Here is a 24,620-nt window from a genome sequence, read left to right on the forward strand (position 1 = left end):
GTAAATACAGTCTCTAGAACGTCTTTCATACGCTCAGAGCGGAAACGGTTAATGGTACGGAAATCTGGACGCTGCCTAGCAGCCAGCCACATAAACATGATATTTTCACGTACAGCTTTGGCGATTTGGCGAGAAGAGTAGATGCGCTGAGTGTACGCATAGATAACGACTTTCATGAGCATTTTAGGGTGATAGCTGTCCCGGCCACCTCCGGGATAAGCTTTGGTGAAGAGCTTCATATCTAAGCGATTGACCGCATCGTTGATGACGCGTACGAGATGATTTTCGGGGATATCTTCTTGCAAGTCCATTGGCAAGGACAGTTGATCCATGGTATATTCTTTGTACATAAAGAAGCCTCTCTTTACTTAGAATGGTTGGGTGGTACCTCCATTTTAACAAGGGTCGGCTTCTTTTTGTTTGAGCATTTCATGAACAGGATAAAGGGCAGACGGAGCATGAAATGATTCTGGAGAAGCGTCAGCGTTCGCTTTTGTAAGGGGATTGCCTACCTCTGAAAGATTAATTCAAGGAATCCCTGAGCAATGGCGATCGGAAGAACATTTCATGCGCAGGCTGCTGTTTAGCCTAAATAAAAAAAGGGGGTGCCCATCGTCATTTTCATGACTTATGGGACACCTCCTTTTGTTGATGCGGAATTAATATTTCTCGCCGCTGGTATTGCTTCGTTCCACGATGATTGTTGTTTTTGCCGTTATGGACGAATCATATCTGTAAGTGACCGTGATGGTGACTGACCCTGTTTTTACGCCGGTTACGCGGACGCTGCTGTCTACCGTAGCAATGGATGGATTGCTTGAAGACCACTGCAGATCGCCCTTAATGTTGGTTTTGCCTGCGGCGGGACTGGAGGCTAGAGAAGCGAACAAATCCTTGAATTTGCTAACCTGGATCCGGTAGGAGCTTTCCAGCCTTAGAGTAACCGATTTGACGGTAACCTCCTGTTCGGCAATGTAGATCTTTCCGTTTTTCGTATGAACCGTAACTTTGATTTTGACTTTACCTGGTTTTGTTCCGGTAAAATTCAATGACTTGCTTGTGGTCGAGCCCTTAATATTCGCTTTGCCCGGTTCCTCTGTAATAGCCCAGTCATAGGACGTAATAACATCACCGGTTGCCGTTGTCAGGTCAACGGATAAGGTTCCGTCCGTTCCAAGCTCGATTGCGCTTGGTCCCGAAATAACGGGAACCGGATCAATGACCTTAATGACCGCTCTGCCCGTCACCCCGCTGCCGTCCTGCGCCTGTACGGTGATCGTTGCTTCTCCAACGCCAACGGCGGTGACAAGGCCCGAACTGTTCACGGTTGCCGCGCTTGAGTTGCTGCTCGGCAGCCAAGCTATGGATTTATCCGTTGCGTCCGCTGGACTTATGACCGGATTAGGCTGATAGGTGGAGCCTACGATCATGGTCGTACCAGTCAGGGTAATGGAGGTTACCTTTTTAAATACGGTAATATTCATCTCTTTTGTATACGTATGATTCTGATCGGTTCCCACCGAAAGGCGGACGGTAGCATTACCTACGTTTTTGCCCGTGACGGAAACGGTGTTGCTCGTTGTTCCGTTTAAGCTGATATAGCTCGAGCCGTCTTTAATACTCCATTGATAGCTTGTTATTTTCTCATAATCCGCGGTATACAGGTTGGCAGCCAGGTCGATCGAATCTCCTGATGCGACGCGGTCCTGACCAATAATATTAAGACCAGGTACAATGGCGGTTACCGCTGCCGTTGCGGATAATCCGCTGCCATCCGTTGCTCTTGCGGTGATATGGGCTGTACCGGCTGCCAAGCCTTTCATAATGCCGGAACTATCGACGGTTACGAGATCCGGACGATCCGATTCCCAAATATACGTTGAAGCATACGTTGCGTTAAGCGGCGCATAGGTCGGAATCATTCTCCGGCTGTCGCCAACAAGCAGCTTTGTATCGGTTAAGCTAAGCGAGGTCAGTCTGGTTACAGCCTCCAGAACATAACCGGGGAATGTCAAGGTTCTTGCGGATTGCTGGCCGATATCGTTAAACGTAAGCGCCGCGTTTTGAAGCGGATATAAGCCGTCTGCCGTAGGCTTCACTCCAATCTGGAAAGTCACCGGTGAAGCGATATAACTGTTGCCGTTTAAGTTGTACGTAATGGTAGCGAGGGTACCCGAAACGGTATATCCGGTTGCTGTCGTGCCGGTTTTTGTCCAGCCTGACGGAAGACTGGTTACTTCCAGCTTCGCAGGCAAGGTTTCGCTAAACGTAATGTTCGTTATCTTCATCTTGTCTGCGGACAAGGCGTCGCTTGACGGAATCGCCTTTGGCGTTACGGTATAAGTGAAAGTCGCGGTTGTATTCGTCTGAACCCGGTTATCCGTTACATTGCCCGATACCGTACGATTCAGATCAATGTTGGATTCTACCTTTACGACTTTAACGTTAATCGTTTGACTAACTTGAGCACCGCTCTTATCCTTTGCTATAATCTCAACCTTCAAGTCACCGCCGTTTGGAAGCGGGTTAGCAACTTGTTGGTTAATTGTACCGCCGGACAGCATGGTTTTGTCTTTGAAAATTTCGTGAGACTGGCCGCCGTAAATAAAGTTAACGGTTGTTTTGAGCTCGCGGTCCGCAAGGTCAAAGTCATCGACCTGATAGTTCAGCAAAATATTTTGATAGGACGGAATAAAATTATTGCTTGCCGAATTGTAATCTGCCGGCGAGTTAACCGTCAGTTGAGGAGCATGGTTAGAGCCGATATACGCCCGGTACATGGTATTGACGAACAACTGCTGCTCCCAGTCCGGGAATTTGGAATTTGTATGCCCGGAACCGGAGTACGTTACATTTCCTTTGGAATAAGTGTAGTAGGAGTTCCAGCTGTCCCCGGAAGTCCGTTTCCCGCCGCTCATGTTATACCAAGGGATAACGGTCGAATCTTCCAGATCAAGCGTGTAGTACTGGTTGTGGGTAGTGGCTACATTGGTCGTGCTGCTTAATAGAAAAGGGAACTGCGTTAACAAGCCGTCATTCACTTTTTCGGTTGTCGTTGAAGATTCGGGAGCACCGAGACCCAGGTCTGTTCGTGGGGCAATCTGACCGGTAATAGCCTGAAATTTATTCAACCAGTTACTGCTGTTGGAGTTGCTGCTGTTATAGATCGTATCATGGGTGAACATGACGCTTTGCCCGGTGTTTTTAAAGGCGATTACGGCTGCCGCAGCATCATCGTTAATTGGAGCGTTGTTGTTATAGATATCGCCAAAGCCAAAGATCAGCATATCGTATATGCCGTTTAAGGTTTTATAGCCCGTGCTGTTAAACGTGTTCATATTCATAACATCGATGCTTATGCTATAAGCGTCTTTGTTATTGCCGGATGTCGGAACGAGATAGGATGAACTCATATTGTTGGTATTGTTCAAAGTACTTGCATTGCTGTCGTTAGGCATGACTTGAAGAACCTTGATATTAATCTTCTGATCCTGGAATCGGTAAACCCCCGAACTATAATCCTTCAGCTTGGTGTTGAAATCCACCGCTTCAAGCCGCCAATATTGAATGCCGGAATAGCCCTTGGGCAGCGTGTAAGAGATCGTTCCCGTTGCGCTATCCGCTTGCTTGGTAGCTACCACCTGTTCAGCGCCAAAAGGCAGGGAGCTATCCGTACTGATGTAAAGATTGAGCTCAATATTTTTCTGGCTGATATCTCCTACGTTATCAATCGTGTAATTGAAGTTGATCGTGTTTCCTGCGTTGTATTTATTCGCCTGGTTAGCCGTATACTCGGTTGGTTTGCTTGTTACGGTTAGTTGCGGGCGAATATTGGCTTTCTCGAGCAGATTCGTCTTGCTCATGAAGTTAGCTGCGGAAGAGATATGGGATGAATCCACGAAAATAACGTTTGTTGTGCTTCCGTCTTTGTATGAAAGGAAGTTTTTCTTCAGCAAAGCTTTGGAGCTAGAGCTTAAATCCGCTTGATACTCGATGCCATTCCTCGTTGAGGAATCGTTGTAAAAGACAATCGGGAGACCTTTCTTAATAAAATCGTTCGTAATTTCGTTTGCCTTGAGCTGCGTGATATCGTTTTGAATACTGCTTGTGTTATGGTTATTGCTTTGCGTTGAACTGCCGGAGGATTGCGCGCTAAGCAGGGACATGCTGTATGGCGTCTTTGCCTTGTTGTCCTTGTCGACCAAGGTACCTTTTCCGATGTATACCGCATCGTATTTGCCGTCCAAATCATCACGGGAAGCAACAAATTCCTTCATGCTGTATGTATCGATAGTGAACGGAACGGGGGAACTGCTGCCGAGTATGGAGGAGAGATCCGATGTTCCGGATTCGGTTACTTCCAGTATGCGAACGGAATCGCGGAAGGAGGTAAGCTTGAATTTCTGGGAACTTTGAATGGTTGCAGCGCTGCTGAGACGCAGATTATTGTTTGATGAAGTCGTGCTAATATACCTGCTCTTGACTGAAGAGTAGAAGGAAACGGTACCGTCAGAGTTAGACGTGATTGAAAACCTCTGGTTATCGCTCGTATTAGTGTCGCTGCTGGCGGTGAGCGAGCTGTTATTGCTCCCTGCCGATAAATATTTTCCCGTATTATTCGATTTCAACGTGTAATAGCTGCCTGACTTCGCCAATACGAAAAGCTCTTCGGTCCATACCTTGTCCGAGTCGGCGACAGGAGTAGAGTTGTTTGACGTTACCCTCACGTATTTGCTTTTCTCCGCTGACTTTAGCGCAACAAGCCCCAGGTCGAACGTGTCCGCAGCTTCGGCCTGTTTTACCGGAAAGCCTGTAAATGCGAATATCGACGCAAGGAGAGTAACGGCTAAAGCGATGGAAATTCTTTTCTGAAAATCAACCAGTTTCATAGTTCTATCCTCCTATTTTTACATTCTATTTACTTAGTTCTATTTACCTAATAAACTTCTTGAATTCTAGTAATAATGCGCTATAATCAGTTTAAGTCAGTGGGTCGATAGATGCAACAATTAATATAATAAATATTGCCAAAATTGGTTCCGTGGTCTAGAATTCTGGGTATAAAGGACCCAGCAAGATATAAGAGAATGGGGCTGTTAAGAGATGGTGGCTATTAAGAAGAGACTAGGAGATTTATTGGTCGAGAGCGCCATAATATCCGAGGAACAGCTGCAGAAGGCGCTGCTAGAGCAGAGCAAATCAAAGCAGAAGCTTGGCGACTTGCTTATCGCGCAAGGGTACATAACGGAGCAGCAGCTTATTGAAGTGTTGGAATTTCAATTAGGAATTCCGCATGTTAGCTTGTATAAATACCAGATTGATCCGGAAATCACCCAGATCATCCCCGAAAGCATGGCCAAGCGCTACCAGGCGATCCCGCTTCAGAAGGACGGCGGCAAGCTGATGGTTGCAATGGCGGATCCTCTTGATTACTTCGCGATCGAAGAGCTGCGCATGAGCACAGGCTTTCGAATCGAACCTGCTATTTCCAGTAAAGACGAATTGCAGCGGGCTATCGCAAGGCATTACGGCCTGCAGGACTCCATGACTCAAATGATGATTGATCTTCCGACACAGGAAGAAATCCGCGAGACTGAAATTACCGACGAAGATTCTCCAGTCGTACGGCTCGTGAACCAGATGATACAACAGGCGGTACAGCTTAGAGCCTCCGACATTCACGTTGACCCGGGTGAGACAAGCGTAACGATCCGTTACCGGATTGACGGGGTGCTTCGCACGGAACGGGCTTTGCCTAAGCAGATGCAGGGCTTTATTACGGCAAGATTGAAAATCATGTCCAAATTAAATATCGCCGAGCGGAGGCTGCCGCAAGACGGCCGGATGAAGATGCAGTTCGAATTCAAGACGGTAGATATCCGCGTCGCCTCCTTGCCTACCATTCACGGCGAGAAAATAGTTCTTCGTCTGCTTGATTTGAGCACTGGCGTCAAAGCGGTTGACCAGCTTGGCTTCAATAATCACAACGTCCAGGTATTTAAAGAAATGATTGAGCGTCCGTACGGCATATTGCTCATTACCGGCCCGACGGGCAGCGGCAAAACAACCACTTTGTATTCCGCGCTCAGCCACTTGAATGAAGAGGACACCAACATTATTACCGTTGAGGATCCGGTCGAGTACCAATTGGATGGTATTAACCAGGTCCAGGTTAACCCGACTATCGGCTTAACCTTTGCAACCGGTCTGCGCTCGATTCTTCGTCAGGACCCTAACGTGGTCATGGTCGGCGAAATTCGGGATACGGAGACCGCTGAGATCGCAATCCGCGCCTCCCTGACCGGCCACTTGGTATTGTCCACCTTGCATACGAATGATTCCGTCAGCTCCATTACGCGTTTCCGGGACATGGGGGTCGAGCCTTACCTAATCGCCTCTTCGCTTATCGGGGTTGTCGCGCAGCGTCTTGTCCGACGGATATGCAGCGATTGCAGGGAAGCGCAAGAGCCGACTGAACAGGAAAGATTGTTCTTGAGAAGCCGGGGGATTCAGGCGCAGACGCTTTACCGCGGACGAGGCTGCGGCAACTGCGGCAGCACGGGTTATCGGGGCAGGGTGGCTATTCACGAGGTTTTGCATATCAATAACGAAATTCGTGAGCTTATTACTTTGAACGGTTCGTTAAGCGAGCTTCGCGAGGCAGCTAACAAGCAAGGGATGATCCAACTGATGGATGACGGATTGGAGAAAGTTACCCGCGGCATTACGACACTGCAGGAAGTTCTCCGCGAAACCGTCGCCAATTAATTCATGCTTACGATGTAAGAATGACCGCATTGGCTTCGGTGCAACCCATTGATGTGGTCATTCTTTTAGGAGGACAGCCGTGTTTAACGAAGTTATTATGAATTGGCTTAAGCAGGCCTATGAGCTTCAGGCGTCGGACTTGCATTTGTCGGTTGGCAATGTTCCCGTATTCCGGATTAACGGAGAACTCCAGAAGATTGGTGACACTGCCATTACGGCACAAGCAGCAGAGACAATGGCATTAAGTCTGCTGTTAAGCGAGCAGGCGGATAAGCTCCGAACGATGGGGGAAGTAGATTTTTCCCTCGCATTGCCGGGGTACTGCCGTTTCCGGATCAATGTATACAAGCAAAGAGGCTTCATCAGCCTTGCGGCCAGAACGATTCCGACGCAAATTCCTACCTTGGAACAGCTCCAGCTGCCGCCGGCTCTGGCCTCATTAGCTGAGAAGCATCAAGGGCTCGTCCTGGTGACGGGACCAACGGGAAGCGGAAAATCCTCGACGCTTGCCGCTTTAATCGATCATATTAACCGGACGCAAGCGAGACATATCGTAACCCTTGAGGATCCTATTGAATTCATACATACAAGTCATTCTTCGATTATTGATCAAAGAGAAGTTGGCCAAGATACAGGCAGCTTTTCAAGCGGTCTTCGCGCCGCGCTCCGGCAAGATCCCGATGTCATTCTCGTTGGCGAGATGCGTGATCTCGAGACGATTTCGGCTGCTATTACGGCGGCGGAGACCGGGCATCTAGTGCTGGCAACCTTGCATACATCCGATGCACCGCAGACGATTGACCGGATCATTGACGCGTTCCCGGCCCATCAGCAAGGACAGATTCGCACGCAGCTAGCTTCCGTGCTTGTTACCGTCGTGTCGCAGAGGCTGCTTCCGAAGCGGGGAGGAGCAGGCAGAGCATGTACAACGGAGATTCTGGTTAATACGCCTGCCGTCTCCAACCTGATCCGGACGGATAAGGTGCACCAGATTAAAAGCGTTATGCAGACAAGCCGTGCCCAAGGCATGCACACGCTGGAAATGTCCGTGAAGGAGCTGCTTCATTCCGGCGTCATTCATCCATCCGCGGCTAAGCCGTATATGGCGGAAGGAGGTCTCTAATGCCGCTATTTGCTTATCATGTGAAGACAACCGGGGGCAAGCAGCTGCAGGGCAAGCTAAACTCCTTGGACAAGTCGTCGGCGGTAGAGGAGCTGCGTAAGCGCGGGTTGACGGTTTTGTCCGTAGAAGAGATACGCAAAAGTGTACTATCAACCGAGATTTACATTGGCAATCCGGTAAAAAGCATTCATTTTATTATTTTCTGCCGTCAATTCTCAACGCTAATCCGGGCTGGGGTAACGATCGTAGAAGCAACAAATATCCTTGCCGCGCAGACGGAAAGCAAACCGCTCAAGAAAGCGTTAGTCGACGTAAGCTCAGCCCTTCTAAGAGGCATTCCGTTCTCGCAGGCTGTTCAAGAGCATAAGCGGATTTTCCCGCCGTTATTTGTCAGCATGATCCGTGCCGGGGAAGAGACGGGGGATTTGGAAGGCACCCTTGACCGGTTGGCACTGTTCTTCGAGAAAGCACATACGACCAAAGAAAAAATTAAATCCGCGATGACCTATCCGGCGGTTGTTGGTCTGATGTCCATCGCTTCCGTTATTTATTTGCTGCAAGGCGTTGTGCCGCAGTTCGTCACGATGTTTGAATCGTTTGATACCGAGCTGCCTGCCATTACGAAGATTGTGTTGGCACTCAGTAAAAGCATGTCCCATCAATGGTATTACTGGGTTATTTCGCTTGTTGCCCTCATTGTGGCCTATCAGCTATACAAACGCACGGAACGGGGCCGGTATGTGCTGGATTACGCCAAGCTGAAGGTTCCGATCTTCGGCAAGCTGGCTCAAAAAGGCGCAATCGCCCAAATGTCGAGGACGCTCTCCTCGTTATATGCAAGCTCCGTGCCGGTGCTCCAATCTCTGACTATTGTGGAGGAGGTGGTAGGCAATAAAGTGATCGGCGGATACATACGGAAATCGGGGGAGTCGCTGCGTCAAGGTAATTCCTTGTCGGAGCCGTTTAAGAAAGCATGGGTATTCCCTCCGCTGGTAACGCAGATGATTGCGGTAGGGGAGGAGACTGGCTCGCTTGACCAGATGCTGGCCAAGATCGCGGACTTTTACGAGATGGACGTCGACAATACGGTTGATCGTCTGAAGGCACTGATCGAACCGCTCTTGATCGTTTTCCTTGCGGGGGTAGTCGGGCTGATCGTTATGGCGATTATTTTACCGATGTTCACCTTGTATTCCAGTGTTCATTAGTTTCGAGGGGTTTTACAGGTATTACAACATAGATGAGACAAGATAAATTATTTAGGAGGAGAGCAATATGTTGAAAAAAATGTTGAAACGTCTTAAGAAAGATGAAAAAGGTTTTACTCTAATTGAGCTTTTGGCCGTGATTGTAATACTGGCGGTTATAGCTGTAATTGCTGTTCCTCTAATCGGAAACATAATTAATAACACGAGGGATGATGCTGACTTAGCAACTGCACGTCAGTTACATGATGCAGCTCGTTTATATGTTACAGGTGAGTTAGGTGGAGATTATGCTGCAGTTGCTACAAATGGAGTATCTTTTAATGATATGAGCCCTGAGTATATTCCTGCTAACTCAGTAATACCAAGCACTAAAGATCCATTAACAAATGCGATTGTAAGATTTGATGCAAACGGATCAGTTCAAAGTGTTAGCCTTGATGGTGATACAGACGCTGAATTTAATTATAATGCTGCCGCTATACTTGGTGACTAATTAGAGTCTTCATCATTTGAGCTGGAACTGGATGTACTAGTTCCAGCTTCTACCAATACCTTAGAAAGCGGACCCGCCTATGACCCTATTTCTCGCAATCTACTTATTCTTTTTAGGCTTAATAGTAGGCTCCTTTTTTAACGTTGTTGGGCTAAGAATTCCGATCAAGCTTTCGGTTGTATCGCCGCCATCGCAATGTCCGAAATGCGGGATGCGTCTTAAGCCGCGAGATTTGATGCCCGTCGCGAGCTATCTTTTGTCACGTGGACGCTGCCGCCAGTGCGGCAAACGGATTTCTCCTGTATACCCGCTTGGGGAATTGGCAACCGGTCTTTTGTTTGTATGGATCTATTTTACCTTCGGAAACAGCTGGAATACGGTAATTGGACTGCTCCTAGTCAGCATGTCGGTGATCCTTACCGTCTCCGATTTGAAATATATGCTTGTGCCCAATCGTATTTTGCTCTTCTTTGCTCCACTATTTTTTGTGCTTGGATGTCTGTTTCCGGCAGGCTCCATCTGGCTTCATCTTGGAGGAGCATTTGCCGGGGGCGGGGTTCTGCTTGCAGTTGTTATTCTTACAAGAGGCGGCATGGGATTTGGCGATGTCAAGCTGCTTTTCCTGCTGGGCTGGATCCTTGGGCTGCCGAATTTGATACCCGCCTTTATTTTGGCTTGTTTCTTCGGCAGTGCGGTTGGCGGATTATTAATGCTGTTCAAGGTAGTGAAGAGGAAGCAGCCTATTCCGTTTGGACCGTTTTTACTGCTTGGCGCTTTGCTGGCTTTTGCTTATGGCGATGCCATGATTGATTTATACCGTTCAATTCTAATGTAGTGGGATGTGAGAAAGAATGCTCGAGAGCAGCAAGCGTGTTGGTCTAACGATCGATCATGGCGGAGTACGCTACGCGAGAGTAAGGAAAAGGAAAAAGGGCTGGGAAATCGAGAAGACCGGCTTCCTGCCTTTTGCCGATGGAGTCATTCTTGAGGATCAATTCACGAACATGGAAGAGCTTGGCACGAGTCTGAAGGATTGGGTGAAGAAAGAAAGGCTTAACGGTACTTCGATTACGTTATCCATTCCGACTTCGCAAATCATTATCCGGAAGCTTCAGATCGGGACCGTTAACGCAAAAGAGCTGGACCAGCTCATTAATCTCGAAGTCGAAACGGCGCTTCATCTTCCGTTTGAAGATCCGGTCTATGATTATATAGCTGCCGGATCGGAACAGCAGTCTACTAATGTGCTCGTCTATGCCTCCCCGCAAAGATGGCTCAAGCAATGCATCGAGCTGCTCGAAAGCACGGGACTGAAGGTCAAATACGCAGAGCTCGCCTCAACGGCATTCGCAAGGGCGATTCAAGCAAGATACATCGATTCGCTTGAAAATACGATGCTCATTCATCTGGATAAAGCAAATGTGGAAGTGTATATGTTCCATGAAGGGCATCCGGTCTTTATGAGGGTCATTAACGAGCATGATTACAGCGGTTCTATTGACGGAACGTTTACCCCGGAGCTGGTCTCCAGCATTAATGCCGAGATCTCCAGGCTTCTCAGCTTCTATCAATACAGTATTCATGAAGGCAGCGCGCGGATTAATCAGGCGATTATCGCAGGCGAGCTGGCCGGACGTACGCAGCTGGCAGCCGAGCTGCAGCAGGCGCAGCCGGATATGAGAGTCGAGACCGTCGAGCTGGAATCGCCGCTTCGCAAGCGGGTTCGCAGGAAGCTTGATGAATACATGATTCCGTTTGGTCTTGCGATTCGCGAGAAAACCGCCCCAGGCATTAATCTAATGCCGGAGAAAGCAAGAAAGACCAAACCCATTCCGGCCAAGCTGCTTGTCGCGGGTATCCTATGGCTGCTCTGCCTCGGGGCTATTCTGGCGCTAAATACGAACAACAGGCTTCAAATCTCGGATTACGAGCATACCGTGCAGGTGATCAAAGATAAAACGGCCTTGCTCCAGCAGCAGATGTCGACGCAAAAAACGGAGGCGCAAGCGGATGCGGATCCGCTGGCTGTCGTGAAGTTAATTAATGATAACAGACAGGATGCCGTTGCCGTTCTGGACGGGCTGACGAATCGGCTGCCTTATGGCTCCCGGCTGACTACGATTGAATACAACAAGCCCGGAACGCTTTCCCTAACTCTCAAAAGCACGGATTTAACCGCGTTGTCCACTTACTTGACGAGTCTTCGGGCCATGCCGTTTGCCGGAAACGTTCATCTGCAGTCTTTTGCCGATAATAACGGCCAGTGGGTAGCAAGCTACGAGATTGCTTGGAAAACAGCGTCTACTTCAGACAATAAACAGGCTGACGCAGGAGGCTCGGGCAATCATGGATAATTCGAAAAACCGCTTGCTTGGCCTCATCGTCATAATGGTGCTCTTCCTTGTCCTGCTTCTCTTATACGTCGTCTTGCTTCAGCCTTCAAGCAGCAAGCTGTCGGACCAGAAGAAGCTAGCGGAACAATCCCAGCTGCAATTAAATGCTCTTCAAGCCAGCGTGACCAAACAAGAGGAGGGGAGCGGCCTTGCGGAGCAGGATATACAAGCCGCGCTTCCTCTATGGGATAACTCGGAGCAGCTTGTTATTACGCTCAAAAGCTTAAGTGTGCAGACCGGGGCGAAAATAAACAGCGCAACCGTTGACCTTCCGGACGAAAATAAGCTTAACGCCTTATCCGGCAGCGCCGATCCGTTATACCCAACCGTGAAGGAAGTTAACGTGCATGTGTCTTTGCTTGGCACATACGCGCAGGTGAAAAGCTGGATGGCTCAGCTGCAGCAGCAAAAGCGTCTTATCGTTATCAACGATTTTACCCTGCAGCAGACCGACAGCGGAATGAATACGACGGAGCTGTCTTTTACCGCGTATTTCGACCCGTCCTACAAGTCGTTATTGAAGGATCCGATCTTGCCGGCGACGGCCGAATAAGAGAAATCACACAGCAGCGGAGGTGCCCTGAACGATAGGGAAAGCCTTACTGCTGTCTTCTTTTTTAGACGGTTAATATTCATCGGTTCTTCATGCAGGGAAAGGTTGATTGTCATACTATTGTCATAGGAAGCAAGGCGAGAACGGTTGTTAGGGGGAACGAAAACGGGCATAATGGAAATTAGTGAAAAATTATAGAAAAGAGGAACGGCAACATGAGCTATAACGACCGTTTCATTCGGGCATGCCGGAAGGAACTTGTAGACACTGTACCGGTCTGGTACATGCGTCAGGCAGGACGATATGATCCTGAATACCGTAAGATTAAAGAGAAATATTCTCTACTTGAAATTTGCAAGCAGCCAGAGCTTGCGGCGGAAGTTACGATGATGCCGGTACGCAAGCTAGGCGTTGATGCGGCTATTTTATATTCGGATATTATGAACCCGGTCGCTTCGATCGGGATTGATTTCGACATCGTTGCCAACATAGGACCGGTTATTCACAATCCGATTCGCACGGCAGCAGACGTGGAGCGGTTAACGCCAATTGACGTAGAGGGCGATCTGGGCCATGTGCTCGAGACAATCCGTATATTGGACAAAGAGCTGGAAGTGCCGCTAATTACGTTCGCTGGCGCTCCGTTTACCATCGCAAGCTATTTGATCGAAGGCAAACCTTCGAAAAACTATCTGCGGACAAAAGCGCTTATGTATAGCGAGCCGAAAGTTTGGTTCAGCCTTATGGACAAGCTTGGCGATATGGTTATCGCGTATTTGCGCGCCCATATGGCAAACGGCGGCAAGGCATTCCAGTTGTTCGACAGCTGGGTTGGAGCTCTTACTCCTGCCGATTTCAGCAAGTTTGTTCTGCCAACGATCGAACGGATTTTCGCTGAGCTGTCGGATCTTCCGCAGCCGAAAATCTACTTCCCGGGGGTCAGCTCGGGAGAGCTTCTGCCGGAGCTGCGCAATCTGAAAGCCGATGTGATCGGCCTGGATTGGCGCGTATCGATTCCGGAAGGCCGCCGCCGTCTGGACGGCAAATACGCGGTGCAGGGTAATCTTGATCCGGTTATTCTGACAGCGCCTATGAGCGTTATCGAACAGTATGCGGCAGAGATTATCGACCAAGGAATTCAGCAGCCGGGCTTTGTGTTTAATTTGGGCCACGGTCTGTTCCCGGAAGCTTCGCTTGAGAAGTTGACAGAGTTAACGGCATTCATTCACTCCTATTCGGAGAAAGCTATTGCAGCGCGAGAGGGGAAGGAAACGAGCCATGTCTGAGACGAATAACAAGATTGGCGTTCTGGTGATGTCCTATGGCACGCCGCAAAGCCTGGATGACGTTGAAGCTTACTACACCCATATCCGCCGAGGCCACGCGCCAACGCCGGAGCAGTTGAAAGAGTTGACCGACCGCTATGAAGCGATCGTTGGCGGCGTATTCCCATTGCGCGAGAATACAAACGGACAAGTGGCAGGCCTGCAGGATAAGCTGGAGCAGCTCGCGCCGGGCCGTTATGTCTGCTATCAGGGCTTGAAGCATGCGGTTCCATATATCGAAGACGGCGTGGAGCAAATGGCTCGCGACGGGATTAAGGAAGCGGTGGGGATTGTGCTTGCGCCGCACTATTCGATCATGAGCGTAGGTTCGTATAACAAACGCGCGCAGGAGAAAGCAGCGGAGCTTGGCATTAAGATGTCTTTCGTCAAAGAATACCATCTTCATCCGAAGCTGCTGCAAGCCCTTAGCGAACGCGTAATGGACGGCTTGCAGCGCCTGGCGGAATCGTCCGGAAACGCGGCGCCGGTTAAAGTCTTGTTCAGCGCGCATAGCCTTCCGGAAAAAATTCGCGAAATGGGCGATCCTTATGAACAGCAGCTTCTTGCTACTTCGGATGCGGTTGCGGAGCTGGCGAACGTCGATGCGCAGGATTGGCAATTCACTTGGCAAAGCGCAGGCCGCACGAGAGAGCCTTGGCTTGGTCCGGATATTCTGGATACGCTGAAGGTGCTTAAGGATGAAGGCATTAAAGCGGTATTGGTCGCGCCGGTCGGATTCGTATCCGATCATCTGGAAGTCCTGTACGATCTCGATCTTGAAGCCAAGCAGGCAGCAGCCGAGCTGGGAATTACGCTTGAACGGATTACCATGCTGAATAAAGACCCACTATATATGGAAACTTTGGCAGAATCGGTGATGGGCGCCGTTTCTTTGGATTAGGGAAAGGATGAAGAACATGCGGAGAATCGGAATGGTTGATCGAATTGTCGTCATCGGCGGGGGGATCAGCGGACTGAGCTCCGCTTTTTATTTGCAGCGGGAAGCGGAGCGGCAAGGCAAACAGGTGAAGCTGACGATTGTGGACGGCGCGCCTGTTCTTGGCGGAAAAATTAATACGCTGCAGCGTGACGGGTTCGTCATCGAGAAGGGGCCGGATTCTTTCCTGTCGCGCAAGCTGCCGATTATTGAACTGGCGAGGGAGCTTGGCATCGAGAACGAGCTGACGGCGCAAAACGAAAACGGCAAAACCGCTTATATTATGCGGAACGGCAAGCTTCATGCGATGCCGAAGGGCATGGTGCTTGGCATTCCGACGAATCTCGATACGTTTATGCAGACGACTTTGTTGTCGGAGGAAGGCAAAGCCCGTTCGCTTGAGGATTTGGAGATGCCGTCAGAGGCACCGGACGGAGATGAGTCGCTAGGCGATTTTCTATCCCGTAGAATCGGATCCGAGATTGTAAAGCATATTTCGGAGCCGCTTCTGGCCGGCATCTACGCGGGGGATCTCAGCAAGCTGAGCATACAGGCGACATTCCCGCAGTTTGCGGAGGCGGAACGCCAGTATGGCAGCCTGATTCGCGGAACGCAGATGCAGCAAAAGAACAAAGCGCCGCATCAAGCGCCGGATTATTTGCCGGATGAATTAAAAAACAGTGTCTTCTTGAGTTTTAAAGATGGTTTGTCAACGATGGTGCATGCCCTCGATAAAGCTCTGCAAAGCGTAGAACGGCGTTTGGGTGATGCCGTTGTGGCCATTAAACCTCTTAACGGAGAGGATGCAGCTTCTAATTACGAGGTTGTTTTAGAGTCGGGCGAGGTAGTGCCTGCCGATGATGTGCTAATTACCGTACCGGCATTCCGTGCGACAGAGCTGCTAGAGCCGCTGGTGGACGTTGATGAGCTACGGGCCATCAACTATGTATCCGTCGCGAATGTGGTTATGGCGTTCGAGAAATCGACGTTTGACAGAGCATTTGACGGGTCGGGCTTCCTCGTGCCGCGCTCGGAGGGACTTCGCATTACGGCCTGCACCTGGACGTCGAACAAATGGCTGCATACCAGTCCCGACGATAAAGTGCTGCTCCGCTGCTATGTCGGCCGTGCGGGCGATGAAGAGGCGGCTATGCTTCCGGATGACGAGTTGAAACAAGCCGTGCTTGAAGATATTCAGAAGGTGCTGGGTATCGATGCCATCCCGATTTTTACGGAAATTACACGAATGCCGCGATCGATGCCGCAATATCCTGTAGGGCATCTGGAGAATACGGCAGCTCTCCGCAAACGTCTGGCTGCAGAGCTTCCGGGCGTATATGTAACAGGCGCAGCTTTTGGCGGAGTAGGATTGCCCGACTGCATCAGATCGGGGAAAGAAGCGGCTCTCGAAATTCTATCAACTCTATGAAACCTTCGCAATCTAGAACTAACCTTGCTATAATGGAAGGGATATTCTGGCTGGAAGGAGCCGATCCATGTATTCATCCCGTTCTGAAGCACATCAGCATGAAAAACGAAGACGCAAAAAAAGATTTCGCCTTCTGTTAACCGTGAATTTGATGATTGTTGGCCTGATTGTCGTTCTAATCGCGGTTTGGGCCTCTGCCGAGGACGGTGGCTTATTCCATAAGAATAACAAGCCACAGACGGAAGAATCAGCAGCTGCTGGTCATTCCCCAGACCCGACTAACGCTTCCGCAGGCGGCAATACTTCCGCTGAAGCAAGCCCTGAGGCAAGTGCAGCACCAATTGAAACGTCCGCAGCCGACAACGGAAATGCTAGCGGTGCGGATAATGGCGGAACCAAAGAAGACAATTCAAGCGGACAAAGTGACCCAAGCACGACACCGTCAGGGGGCAGCTCATCAAGCGGCGGAGCGTCTGGCGATACGGTTAGCCTTGCATTCGTAGGAGATATTCTGCTGGCGGAAAGCGTCGGCGATATGATGAAGCAATACGGTGACGACTATCCGTATAAGGAAGCCTTATTTCATCTAAGCGAGCCCGATCTGACGGCGGCGAACCTCGAATATCCGGTTACAAACCGCGGAATACCTGCCGAAGACAAGCAATTTGTTTTTAAAGGCGATGCGGGCGCGCTGCCGGCACTGAAGGATTCGGGTATCGATATCGTGACGTTAGCGAACAACCATACGCTGGATCAAGGCGTTGAGGGCTTGATGGACACGATGACTCATTTGAACAAGGCCGGCATTAATCATGTGGGCGCCGGCAAGAACGATACGGAGGCTTTTGCCCCGGTCGTCAAGGAATCAAACGGCATTAAGGTTGCCTATATCGGCGTCAGCAAGGTTGTGCCGACAGGCGATTGGAAAGCAGACAAGAACCGCGCGGGCGTAGCCGAGACCTATGATACAACAAGAACCAAAGCGGCGATCAAGAAAGCCAAGGAAAAGGCTGATCTCGTCGTTGTGATGGTTCATTGGGGGATTGAAAAGGCGGAAACGCCGGAGCAATACCAGCGGGATTTTGCGCGGGAATATATTGATTCGGGCGCGGATCTTGTTGTTGGCAGCCATCCGCATGTGCTGCAGGGGTTCGAGCAGTACAAAGGCAAGTGGATTGCCTACAGCTTGGGCAATTTTATTTTTAGCGCGTATCCAAAAGGGGCTACGGCAGATACGGGCGTACTGAACGCGGTTTGCACCAAATCGGGTGACTGCGACCTGAAGTTTGATCCGATGAACAACAATCTCGCCCAGCCGAAGCCGGTTGACGGTGACAAAGCGAAGACGCTGCTGGATCATTTGACGGCGTTGTCGTTTGGCGCGAAGGTGCGCGGCGACGGCACGATTGCAGCAAAATAAGGTTAGCGAAAGGATGGTCAGCGCCTAATGAGAAATGCATGCGTTGCGCATCGGGGCTGGTCCGGACGCGCTCCGGAGAATACGCTAGCAGCCATTCAATTAGCGATTGATGAGCCGGATATCGAGTGGATCGAGCTTGATGTGCAGCTATCGAAAGACAATATACCTGTCGTTATCCATGATTACAAGCTGAAGCGGACAACCAACGGACGCGGCGACGTGAAAAGCTTGACGGCGGCCGAGCTGCAGGCTTTGGATGCAGGAAGCTGGTTCTCTCCGCTGTATAAGGGAGAAGGCGTGCCTGCGCTAAGTCAGGTGCTCGATAAGGCCAGCGGGCGTATCCGTCTGAACATTGAGCTGAAGACGGATGGGATCCGTTATTCGAAGCTTGAAGATTATGTGGTTCAGCTCATTAAGGATTACGGGATGGAAGACGAGGTAGTTATTACGTCGTTTCACGCCGGAACATTGTTTAATACGCATAAGCTGACGGGCGGCAGCGTCCGAACCGGGCTTATCCTGGACGGCTGGCGCAATTCGCTGCCTGTTGAGCTGCAGCAGCTTGGCGCCCAGTTTCTGTCGATCGAGCATGGCCGGTTGAACGCCTCCCGTCTGGAACTGCTGAAGCAGGCGGGAATCCAAGTGATGGCCTGGACGCCTAATGACGAACGCTCCATCCGCAAGCTGATTGCGCTTGATCCGGAGCTGATGATCTGCACGAATTATCCCGACCGCTGGAAAAATGCAATGCAGCAGGTTGGGGTGTAACATAAGCAAGCAGCGGACCCCTGTTGGGCTGAAACCAGTCTGACAGGGGTTTAGTTTAAACTAGCTGGATAAGCTTTTTTTGTAGAGAGTTACGGAGATTTATAAGGCTGAAATCAGCCTTACAGCGTGGAAACAGGCAGCATGATGAATGCAAAGGCTGCCGCTAAGGAGCGAGGAACATGGTTGGATGGGTAGACGAGTGGTGGCTGAGGCTGCTTGCGGGTCTTGTCGGGAGCGGTTTGATTGCCGGTGCAGCTTATCGAACACGCTCATTATCAGGCTCGGGAGCGTGGTCGGCCTTGATCATGGGAACGGGCTTTGTTACGTTAGGCGAGCCGGTATGGTTCGGCTGCCTTATTGCGTTCTTTGTATCTTCGACCATATGGTCGAAGTGGAAGAAACGCCACCGGGCCAAAGCCGCCGCGGAAGCGAATTACGAGAAGACCGGCAGGCGAGACGCCGGACAGGTCTGGGCCAATGGCGGCATCGGTCTGCTCTTGTGCGCGGGCAATGCGCTCTGGCCGGACACGGCCTGGCTGTTCGCTTATATCGGCGTGATGGCCGCCGTAAACGCGGATACTTGGGCCACGGAAATCGGGGCCCTAAGCCGTACCGCGCCGCGGTCGATCACGACCGGCAAGCGGGTAAAGCCGGGCACGAGCGGCGCGGTTACGCCGCTCGGCACGCTTGCAGCGCTGGCTGGCGCCGCCTTCATCGGCGGCGTCGCTGCTGCGCTGCTGGCGCTCCCGCAGCAGGCTGACGCCGCTGCGGGCAGCGCCCCTGGCGGCGCGGCGGCGGTAGTCATCGCCGCCGCTGCCGCCGGCCTGGCCGGATGCTTCGCCGACTCGCTGCTCGGCGCCACCGGCCAGGCCATGTACCGCTGCCGGGTATGCGGCAGCGAGACCGAGCGCGCCGTCCATTGCGGGACGGCGGCAGAGCGGGTGCGCGGCTTGGCCGCGCTGAACAACGACAGGGTGAACCTCCTGTCGTCGGTCTTCGCCGGCCTGCTTGGCTGGGCCATCGGCGCCCTCTTTTAAACAATCCCCGGCAAAAGCTTAGCTTGAAGACGGCTAATCTTTTGCCGGGGTCTTTTTTTATCCTTTTTAAGCATGAACCTACTGGATTTCCGCATCGTTTTCCTATAAAATGGAATTATAAATTGAAACTATGTTTCATTTGGTGAAACAATAGGCGGTGGGAAGATGTCTTTCTTATTCACTGGAATCGATCATGTTCAATTGGCGGCACCGGAAGGCTGTGAACGGGTAGCGCGCAGCTTTTACGTTGACTTGGGGTTCAAGGCGACTTTGTCCCCGCCCGAAAAGCTCATCCTGCGTTTCAGGTGCAGAACTTAAATGCGCTTCGGGAGTATTTACTTCAAGAGGGAATTCAAGTGATGGATGATCATGCGCGGTCTGATGAAGGAGTCGTGCGATTTTATCTAAACGACCCGTTTGGAAACCGACTTGAATTTCTGGAATGGCTCTAATAATTAACGAATGGATTAGGAGATGACGAATCGATGAACAGCAAGGAGCGTTTTTCCGACCGGGTTGATCAGTATGTCAAATACCGTCCGAGCTATTCGGACGAGGTTATTCAATATATGTACGGGACAATCGGGCTCACTCCGGAATCCTCTATTGCGGATGTTGGAGCGGGGACGGGCATATTCACCAGGCTGCTTTTGGAAAAGGGAAGCAACGTAACCGCCGTTGAGCCTAATCCCGATATGCGGCAGGCAGCCGTTGAGCAATTAAGCGGATATCCCAAATTTCAAGCGGCGCCGGGTTCTGCCGAAGAGACCGGTCTTGCGGACGATTCCGTTGATTTTATCGTTTGCGCCCAGTCCTTTCATTGGTTTGACCGTACCGCGGCAAAAGCGGAATTCAACCGGATCTTAAAGCCCGGCGGCAAAGCCGTGCTGATCTGGAACTCGCGTTTAACAACCGGCACGCCATTCCTGGAAGGCTACGACCGGCTGCTCCGGACTTACGGCATCGATTACGAGAAGGTGGGCCACAAAAATATTTCCCAAGACGCCCTTACGCCGTTCTTCAAAGACGGAGAACTCCATAAGGCAACCTTCCCGTTATTAAGCCTGCTTAACTTTGAGAAATTAAGCGGACGGATGTCGTCTTCCTCTTACATGCCGCTGCCCGGCCATCCTAACCATGAGCCTTTAATGGCTGAGCTTCGGAAGCTTTTTGACGCTACCGAGAAAAACGGTCTAATCTCCTTCGACTATGAGACCGAAATCTACTGGGGCGAAGTATAAATTCAACCTTAGCCAATAGCCTTGTTAACGGAATCTCTATCTAAGCGGTTGGAGGATTGTGGTATAATGGGGCTTGAATCGGGAGACAAGGAGAATTGCGTGATGAAAATAATCGATTTAAGCGTTCCTATCAGTCCATCAATCAGAGAGCCTTTGCCTGCCAAAATCGAATATTCGAGCCATGAAGCAGGGGCCCGGCAAGCTGCGGCTATCCTTGGGCTTAAGCAGGAGGATTTTCCGTTAGGCAAAGCGTGGGCGACGGAAACGGTAACCTTGAATACGCATGCGGGCACTCATATAGACGCGCCATGGCATTACTGGCCAACGTCGGAAGGCAAGCCGGCCAGAACGATTGACGAGCTTCCTCTGGAATGGTTCTTTTCCGACGGCGTATTGCTAGATTTCAGCGCTAAGCCGCCAGGCTACGAGATTACTACGGAAGACTTGAAAGCCGAGTTGGATCGGATCGGCTACACGTTAAAACCGTTTGATATCGTCCTGATCCGGAGCGATGCGGACAAACGTTTATACCACGAGCATTATGCATTCCTGCATGCGGGGGTATCGGCCGAAGCTACGGTCTGGCTGCTTGATCAAGGCATCAAAGTAGTGGGTACCGACGGATGGGGATGGGATATTCCTCTCAACCTGCAAGCGGAATCGTTCAAACAGGATCCAAGAGAAGGCGTCTTGTGGGCGGCCCATTTCGTCGGCAAGGACCGGGAATATTGCCAGATCGAGAAGCTGGCCAACCTGGACCAAATCCCGCAGCCATACGGCTTCAAAGTATGCTGCTTCCCGATCAAAGTGGAAAAAGCAAGCGGAGGCTGGTCCCGTCCAGTCGCCATTTTACAGGACTAAATAAAAAAGACAGCGGGATCAGCTATCAGCTCCCGCTGTCTTTTTTCATGGAGTCTTCAGGGATGGTCATTATAGATCTGTTATCGCCAATCTGACATCCGGTTGCGACGTAGCGTATATTTCCTTCTTCGGTCTTCTCCTGTTCGATATTCGTGCATTCCGTTTTGGAGGCACCTGTATCGCTCCCTCCAAAAGCATCTTCGCTGTTATCGTGTACATATTGCAGCTTGGTTCCGTCAGTGATCAGATAGATGTAGATCGGATCGCCTTCGATAGTCAATGATGTTATTTTTACTTGATCCGCTTGGTGGTTGAGAAAGCTATTTATGAAGCTCTTCAATTTGGAGACATTATAGTATTTAAAATGCTGGACATAAATTTCATCGCCTAACAGCTGTTCAATGGAGCTTTCAATGCCGGAATTGTAGTCGGTTCTCTCTCGGGGGCGTTCGCCGCTAACGTTAGGCTGGTACAGGATTAGGATGTTTTTCACGTTATAAAATAGCGGCGAATTGACGTTCATTACCTTGGTTTGCTCCACAAAATCGAGTCTTGCCTTTTTCGTATCTTTGGCAGTGTCATAAACGTACAGCATAATTCTCTCTTTGCCCGGGAGCGCATAAATAGAAGGCTTCACTTTATTTAATTTGAAATAGGAGTCTGAAGGGCTAGCCGTCAACTCGACACCGTTTGCCTTTAAAGTTTTAACGATATTCTCTTCTTTTAACGGAGTTTCCTTGTACGCAATACCATCGTTTGAGGCAACATGCGGAGCGCTAGAATCGGGCTCGGATTTGCAGCCGGCTAGTCCAACAAGCAATATCGCTATGCCAAGCATGATTAGATAACCTGATCTCCATTTATTAATCATCCCATCACCCTTTCTATATTTAAATAGACGCAGGGAATAACTGGAAAGTTACGCGCTAGCGCCAACAAAAAAGACAGACTCGAAACCACCGAGTCTGTCTTTTATCTGTCTTTTGTCTCTTGTTTCTCCTTCCCCTCTACACGAAGTGGAGGGAGCTATTGGTGTGCAATTGAGAGGAATGGGTGAAGAGAGAGGGAAAGGAACTCCTGAGGAGTTTACGTCCGCCTTTGGAACTCGGGAATACACCTTTAGGTGTCATTCAAAATTCCCGATTCCAACAGCGGCCGAAGGAGTTCCTTTCCCGTCCTCGGAGCGTCCCCATCAAGCATTTCTCCAAAGGTTACTTCGTCAACTCCTCCATCTGCTCAATCAAGCTCTCAAACACGCTCATCGCTTGCTCGATTGGCTCTGGGGAGGACATGTCAACGCCGGCTTTCTTCAGGATGTTAATCGAGAAGTCGCTGCCGCCGCTCTTCAGGAAGCCGAGGTAACGGTCAACCGCCGGAGCGCCTTCTTCGAGAATTTGCTTCGAGAAGCTTGTTGCCGCGGAGAAGCCGGTTGCGTATTTGTACACGTAGAAGCTGTTGTAGAAATGCGGAATCCGCGCCCATTCCATCTCGATATCCTTGTCTACAACCATGTCTTTGCCGTAGTAAAGCACGTTCAGGTCGTAGTAGATTTTGCTCAGATCCTGCGGAGTCAGCGACTCGCCTTGCTCGGTTTTCTCGTGAATGATTTTCTCGAACTCGGCAAACATCGTTTGACGGAATACCGTTGTGCGGAACTGGTCTGCATAGTAAGTCAGCAGGTACATTTTTTCCTTCGGATCCGTGGACTTGTTCAGCAGATAATCCATAAGCAGCGCTTCGTTCAGCGTAGACGCAACCTCCGCAAGGAAGATCGTGTACTGCGCATCGCGGTAGTTCTGGTTCGTATCCGAGTAGTACGAGTGGAGCGCATGGCCCATTTCGTGCGTCAAGGTGAACATGCTGTTCAGGTTATCCTTATGGTTCAGCAGCACGTACGGATGCGTGCCGAAAGCTCCCCAGCTGTAAGCGCCGCTGCGCTTGCCTTCGTTCTCGTACACGTCAATCCAGCCGTTATCGAAGCCGTCCTGCAGTACGGACAAATAATCCTCGCCAAGCGGCTTCAAGCTTTCTTTGACGATTTTTTTCGCGTCGTCATACTTGATTTCCATATCGAACTCGTCGACTAGCGGTGCGAACAGATCGTACATATGAAGCTCGTCAACGCCAAGCAGCTTTTTGCGGAGGTTCATGTAACGGTACATAAGCGGCATGTGCTTATGGATCGTATCGATCAGATTCGTATAGACGCTCTCCGGAATGTTATCGCCATACAGCGACATGCCAAGAGCCGAAGGGTATTTGCGTGCCCGCGCGTAGAAAATGTTTTTCGTAACGTTCGCATTCAGCGTTGTTGCGAGGGTGTTTTTTAATTTGCCGTATGTATCGTACATCGTGTGGAAGGCGTTAGCGCGCACTTCGCGGTTTTTGCTTTCCAGGAACTGAATGTAGCGGCCTTGAGTCAGTTCGACTTCCTCGCCGGCTTCGTTTTTCACTTTAGGGAATTTCAGATCCGCATTGTTCAAAATGCTGTAGATCGAACCCGGAGCGGAGCTTACGTTGCCGACCTGCGCCATCAGCGCTTCTTCCGCTTTGGACAGGACATGCGCTTTCTGGCGGCGCATTTCTTCCAGCGTATGCTTGAATACCGCAAGATCCTTGTTCTCGATCAGAGCGTCTAGCTCGGCATCGGACAGGGACAATACTTCCGGCGTAATATAGGAGAGGGCTTCGCCGGTTTCCACGCTGATTTTTTTGGCTTTGTCGGACAGAGCCTGATAGGTTGGTTCAGCGGTATCCTCGTGATGCTTCATATTGGAATATACATAAAGCCGTTCAACATGCAGGGAGAGCTCGTCTTCCAGCTCAAAGCAGGCTTTCAATTGAGCGGGATCGCCCAGCTTGCCTTCGAAAGCTCCGACTCTCTTGATCAAAGCCTTTGCCTCGGCAAACTCTTTATCCCAGGCAGCCTGGTCGGCAAACAGATCCTCCAGTTTCCAACGGGCTTCTACTGCGGTTTCGGAACGCTTAGGTACGTGATTCATCGAACTCCTCCTCGGTACGGATATAGATGATTGGTGATATGACGCAGCCTGCTTGCCGGCGT

General features: G+C 50.4%; 19 protein-coding genes and 1 pseudogene. 16 read left to right on the top strand and 4 right to left on the bottom strand.

Going from position 1 to position 24,620, the window contains the following annotated elements; genetic code table 11:
• Window positions 1–350, bottom strand: a 350-nt coding sequence (locus CFI03_RS00730; RefSeq protein WP_248756132.1) for a transposase, incomplete at its 3' end; no start/stop codon positions are given.
• Window positions 351–659: 309 nt separating this feature from the next.
• Window positions 660–4,889 carry an Ig-like domain-containing protein gene (locus CFI03_RS00735; RefSeq protein WP_248756133.1) on the bottom strand — a complete coding sequence of 1,410 codons (4,230 nt, stop codon included), beginning with the start codon at window positions 4,887–4,889 and terminating at the stop codon, window positions 660–662.
• A 214-nt stretch (window positions 4,890–5,103) separates the two neighbouring features.
• On the opposite strand from CFI03_RS00735, the gene CFI03_RS00740 reads away from it, so the two are divergent.
• From CFI03_RS00740 to CFI03_RS00815, 16 genes and pseudogenes are all read left to right on the top strand, one after another.
• Window positions 5,104–6,768: a GspE/PulE family protein gene (locus CFI03_RS00740; protein ID WP_248756135.1), complete on the top strand. Its 1,665-nt coding sequence runs from the start codon at window positions 5,104–5,106 to the stop codon at window positions 6,766–6,768.
• A 79-nt stretch (window positions 6,769–6,847) separates the two neighbouring features.
• Window positions 6,848–7,891: a type IV pilus twitching motility protein PilT gene (locus CFI03_RS00745; protein WP_481857641.1), complete on the top strand. Its 1,044-nt coding sequence runs from the start codon at window positions 6,848–6,850 to the stop codon at window positions 7,889–7,891.
• On the top strand, window positions 7,891–9,099 hold the full coding sequence (locus tag CFI03_RS00750) for a type II secretion system F family protein (RefSeq protein WP_248756136.1): 1,209 nt from the start codon (window positions 7,891–7,893) through the stop codon (window positions 9,097–9,099). The genes CFI03_RS00745 and CFI03_RS00750 overlap by 1 nt, the downstream gene beginning before the upstream one ends.
• A gap of 67 nt (window positions 9,100–9,166) precedes the next feature.
• Window positions 9,167–9,592, top strand: a complete 426-nt coding sequence (locus CFI03_RS00755) for a type II secretion system protein (RefSeq protein ID WP_248756137.1) — start codon at window positions 9,167–9,169, stop codon at window positions 9,590–9,592.
• Window positions 9,593–9,671: 79 nt separating this feature from the next.
• The gene (locus CFI03_RS00760; protein WP_248756138.1) at window positions 9,672–10,427 is read left to right on the top strand and encodes a prepilin peptidase; all 756 of its coding nucleotides are present in this window, start codon (window positions 9,672–9,674) and stop codon (window positions 10,425–10,427) included.
• Between the two features lie 16 nt (window positions 10,428–10,443).
• Window positions 10,444–11,946, top strand: a complete 1,503-nt coding sequence (gene pilM / locus CFI03_RS00765; protein ID WP_248756139.1) for a pilus assembly protein PilM — start codon at window positions 10,444–10,446, stop codon at window positions 11,944–11,946.
• Window positions 11,939–12,538, top strand: a complete 600-nt coding sequence (locus CFI03_RS00770; RefSeq protein ID WP_248756140.1) for a GspMb/PilO family protein — start codon at window positions 11,939–11,941, stop codon at window positions 12,536–12,538. The genes pilM and CFI03_RS00770 overlap by 8 nt, the downstream gene beginning before the upstream one ends.
• Before the next feature lie 215 nt (window positions 12,539–12,753).
• Window positions 12,754–13,824 carry a uroporphyrinogen decarboxylase gene (gene hemE, locus CFI03_RS00775; RefSeq protein WP_127496908.1) on the top strand — a complete coding sequence of 357 codons (1,071 nt, stop codon included), beginning with the start codon at window positions 12,754–12,756 and terminating at the stop codon, window positions 13,822–13,824.
• Complete coding sequence (gene hemH, locus CFI03_RS00780) at window positions 13,817–14,764, top strand: ferrochelatase (RefSeq protein ID WP_248756141.1); 948 nt, start codon at window positions 13,817–13,819, stop codon at window positions 14,762–14,764. The genes hemE and hemH overlap by 8 nt, the downstream gene beginning before the upstream one ends.
• A 16-nt stretch (window positions 14,765–14,780) precedes the next feature.
• Window positions 14,781–16,229, top strand: coding sequence for a protoporphyrinogen oxidase (gene hemG / locus CFI03_RS00785; protein WP_248756142.1), 1,449 nt, complete (start codon window positions 14,781–14,783; stop codon window positions 16,227–16,229).
• A 67-nt stretch (window positions 16,230–16,296) separates the two neighbouring features.
• A complete protein-coding gene (locus tag CFI03_RS00790; RefSeq protein WP_248756144.1) occupies window positions 16,297–17,649 on the top strand; it encodes a CapA family protein in 1,353 nt (450 codons plus the stop codon).
• A gap of 27 nt (window positions 17,650–17,676) precedes the next feature.
• Window positions 17,677–18,417 (top strand): glycerophosphodiester phosphodiesterase, encoded by a 741-nt coding sequence (locus CFI03_RS00795; RefSeq protein WP_248756146.1) that lies wholly within the window; start codon window positions 17,677–17,679, stop codon window positions 18,415–18,417.
• 179 nt (window positions 18,418–18,596) lie between these two features.
• Window positions 18,597–19,454, top strand: a complete 858-nt coding sequence (locus tag CFI03_RS00800) for a DUF92 domain-containing protein (protein ID WP_248756147.1) — start codon at window positions 18,597–18,599, stop codon at window positions 19,452–19,454.
• Between the two features lie 165 nt (window positions 19,455–19,619).
• Window positions 19,620–19,906 (top strand): annotated as a pseudogene (locus CFI03_RS00805) (VOC family protein).
• Window positions 19,907–19,939: 33 nt separating this feature from the next.
• Window positions 19,940–20,695, top strand: a complete 756-nt coding sequence (locus CFI03_RS00810; protein ID WP_248756149.1) for a class I SAM-dependent methyltransferase — start codon at window positions 19,940–19,942, stop codon at window positions 20,693–20,695.
• Window positions 20,696–20,797: 102 nt separating this feature from the next.
• A complete protein-coding gene (locus CFI03_RS00815) occupies window positions 20,798–21,556 on the top strand; it encodes a cyclase family protein (RefSeq protein ID WP_248756150.1) in 759 nt (252 codons plus the stop codon).
• 25 nt (window positions 21,557–21,581) lie between these two features.
• Here CFI03_RS00815 and CFI03_RS00820 read toward each other — a convergent pair whose 3' ends face one another.
• A complete protein-coding gene (locus CFI03_RS00820) occupies window positions 21,582–22,427 on the bottom strand; it encodes a DUF4362 domain-containing protein (protein ID WP_248756152.1) in 846 nt (281 codons plus the stop codon).
• 340 nt (window positions 22,428–22,767) lie between these two features.
• Window positions 22,768–24,558, bottom strand: a complete 1,791-nt coding sequence (gene pepF, locus CFI03_RS00825; protein ID WP_248756153.1) for an oligoendopeptidase F — start codon at window positions 24,556–24,558, stop codon at window positions 22,768–22,770.
• Between the last annotated feature and the right edge of the window lie 62 nt (window positions 24,559–24,620).

Source organism: Paenibacillus sp. ATY16, from assembly GCF_003399985.2.
In the GTDB taxonomy this organism is placed as follows: Bacteria; Bacillota; Bacilli; order Paenibacillales; family Paenibacillaceae; genus Pristimantibacillus; species Pristimantibacillus glycanilyticus.

Excerpts from the sequence above, each read along its gene's own strand:
- CFI03_RS00735 (WP_248756133.1), bottom strand. The coding sequence starts at position 4,889 with ATGAAACTGGTTGATTTTCAGAAAAGAATTTCCATCGCTTTAGCCGTT.
- CFI03_RS00740 (WP_248756135.1), top strand. The coding sequence starts at position 5,104 with ATGGTGGCTATTAAGAAGAGACTAGGAGATTTATTGGTCGAGAGCGCC.
- CFI03_RS00750 (WP_248756136.1), top strand. The coding sequence starts at position 7,891 with ATGCCGCTATTTGCTTATCATGTGAAGACAACCGGGGGCAAGCAGCTG.
- CFI03_RS00755 (WP_248756137.1), top strand. The coding sequence starts at position 9,167 with ATGTTGAAAAAAATGTTGAAACGTCTTAAGAAAGATGAAAAAGGTTTT.
- CFI03_RS00760 (WP_248756138.1), top strand. The coding sequence starts at position 9,672 with ATGACCCTATTTCTCGCAATCTACTTATTCTTTTTAGGCTTAATAGTA.
- pilM (WP_248756139.1), top strand. The coding sequence starts at position 10,444 with ATGCTCGAGAGCAGCAAGCGTGTTGGTCTAACGATCGATCATGGCGGA.
- CFI03_RS00770 (WP_248756140.1), top strand. The coding sequence starts at position 11,939 with ATGGATAATTCGAAAAACCGCTTGCTTGGCCTCATCGTCATAATGGTG.
- hemE (WP_127496908.1), top strand. The coding sequence starts at position 12,754 with ATGAGCTATAACGACCGTTTCATTCGGGCATGCCGGAAGGAACTTGTA.
- hemH (WP_248756141.1), top strand. The coding sequence starts at position 13,817 with ATGTCTGAGACGAATAACAAGATTGGCGTTCTGGTGATGTCCTATGGC.
- hemG (WP_248756142.1), top strand. The coding sequence starts at position 14,781 with ATGCGGAGAATCGGAATGGTTGATCGAATTGTCGTCATCGGCGGGGGG.
- CFI03_RS00790 (WP_248756144.1), top strand. The coding sequence starts at position 16,297 with ATGTATTCATCCCGTTCTGAAGCACATCAGCATGAAAAACGAAGACGC.
- CFI03_RS00795 (WP_248756146.1), top strand. The coding sequence starts at position 17,677 with ATGAGAAATGCATGCGTTGCGCATCGGGGCTGGTCCGGACGCGCTCCG.
- CFI03_RS00800 (WP_248756147.1), top strand. The coding sequence starts at position 18,597 with ATGGTTGGATGGGTAGACGAGTGGTGGCTGAGGCTGCTTGCGGGTCTT.
- CFI03_RS00810 (WP_248756149.1), top strand. The coding sequence starts at position 19,940 with ATGAACAGCAAGGAGCGTTTTTCCGACCGGGTTGATCAGTATGTCAAA.
- CFI03_RS00815 (WP_248756150.1), top strand. The coding sequence starts at position 20,798 with ATGAAAATAATCGATTTAAGCGTTCCTATCAGTCCATCAATCAGAGAG.
- CFI03_RS00820 (WP_248756152.1), bottom strand. The coding sequence starts at position 22,427 with ATGATTAATAAATGGAGATCAGGTTATCTAATCATGCTTGGCATAGCG.
- pepF (WP_248756153.1), bottom strand. The coding sequence starts at position 24,558 with ATGAATCACGTACCTAAGCGTTCCGAAACCGCAGTAGAAGCCCGTTGG.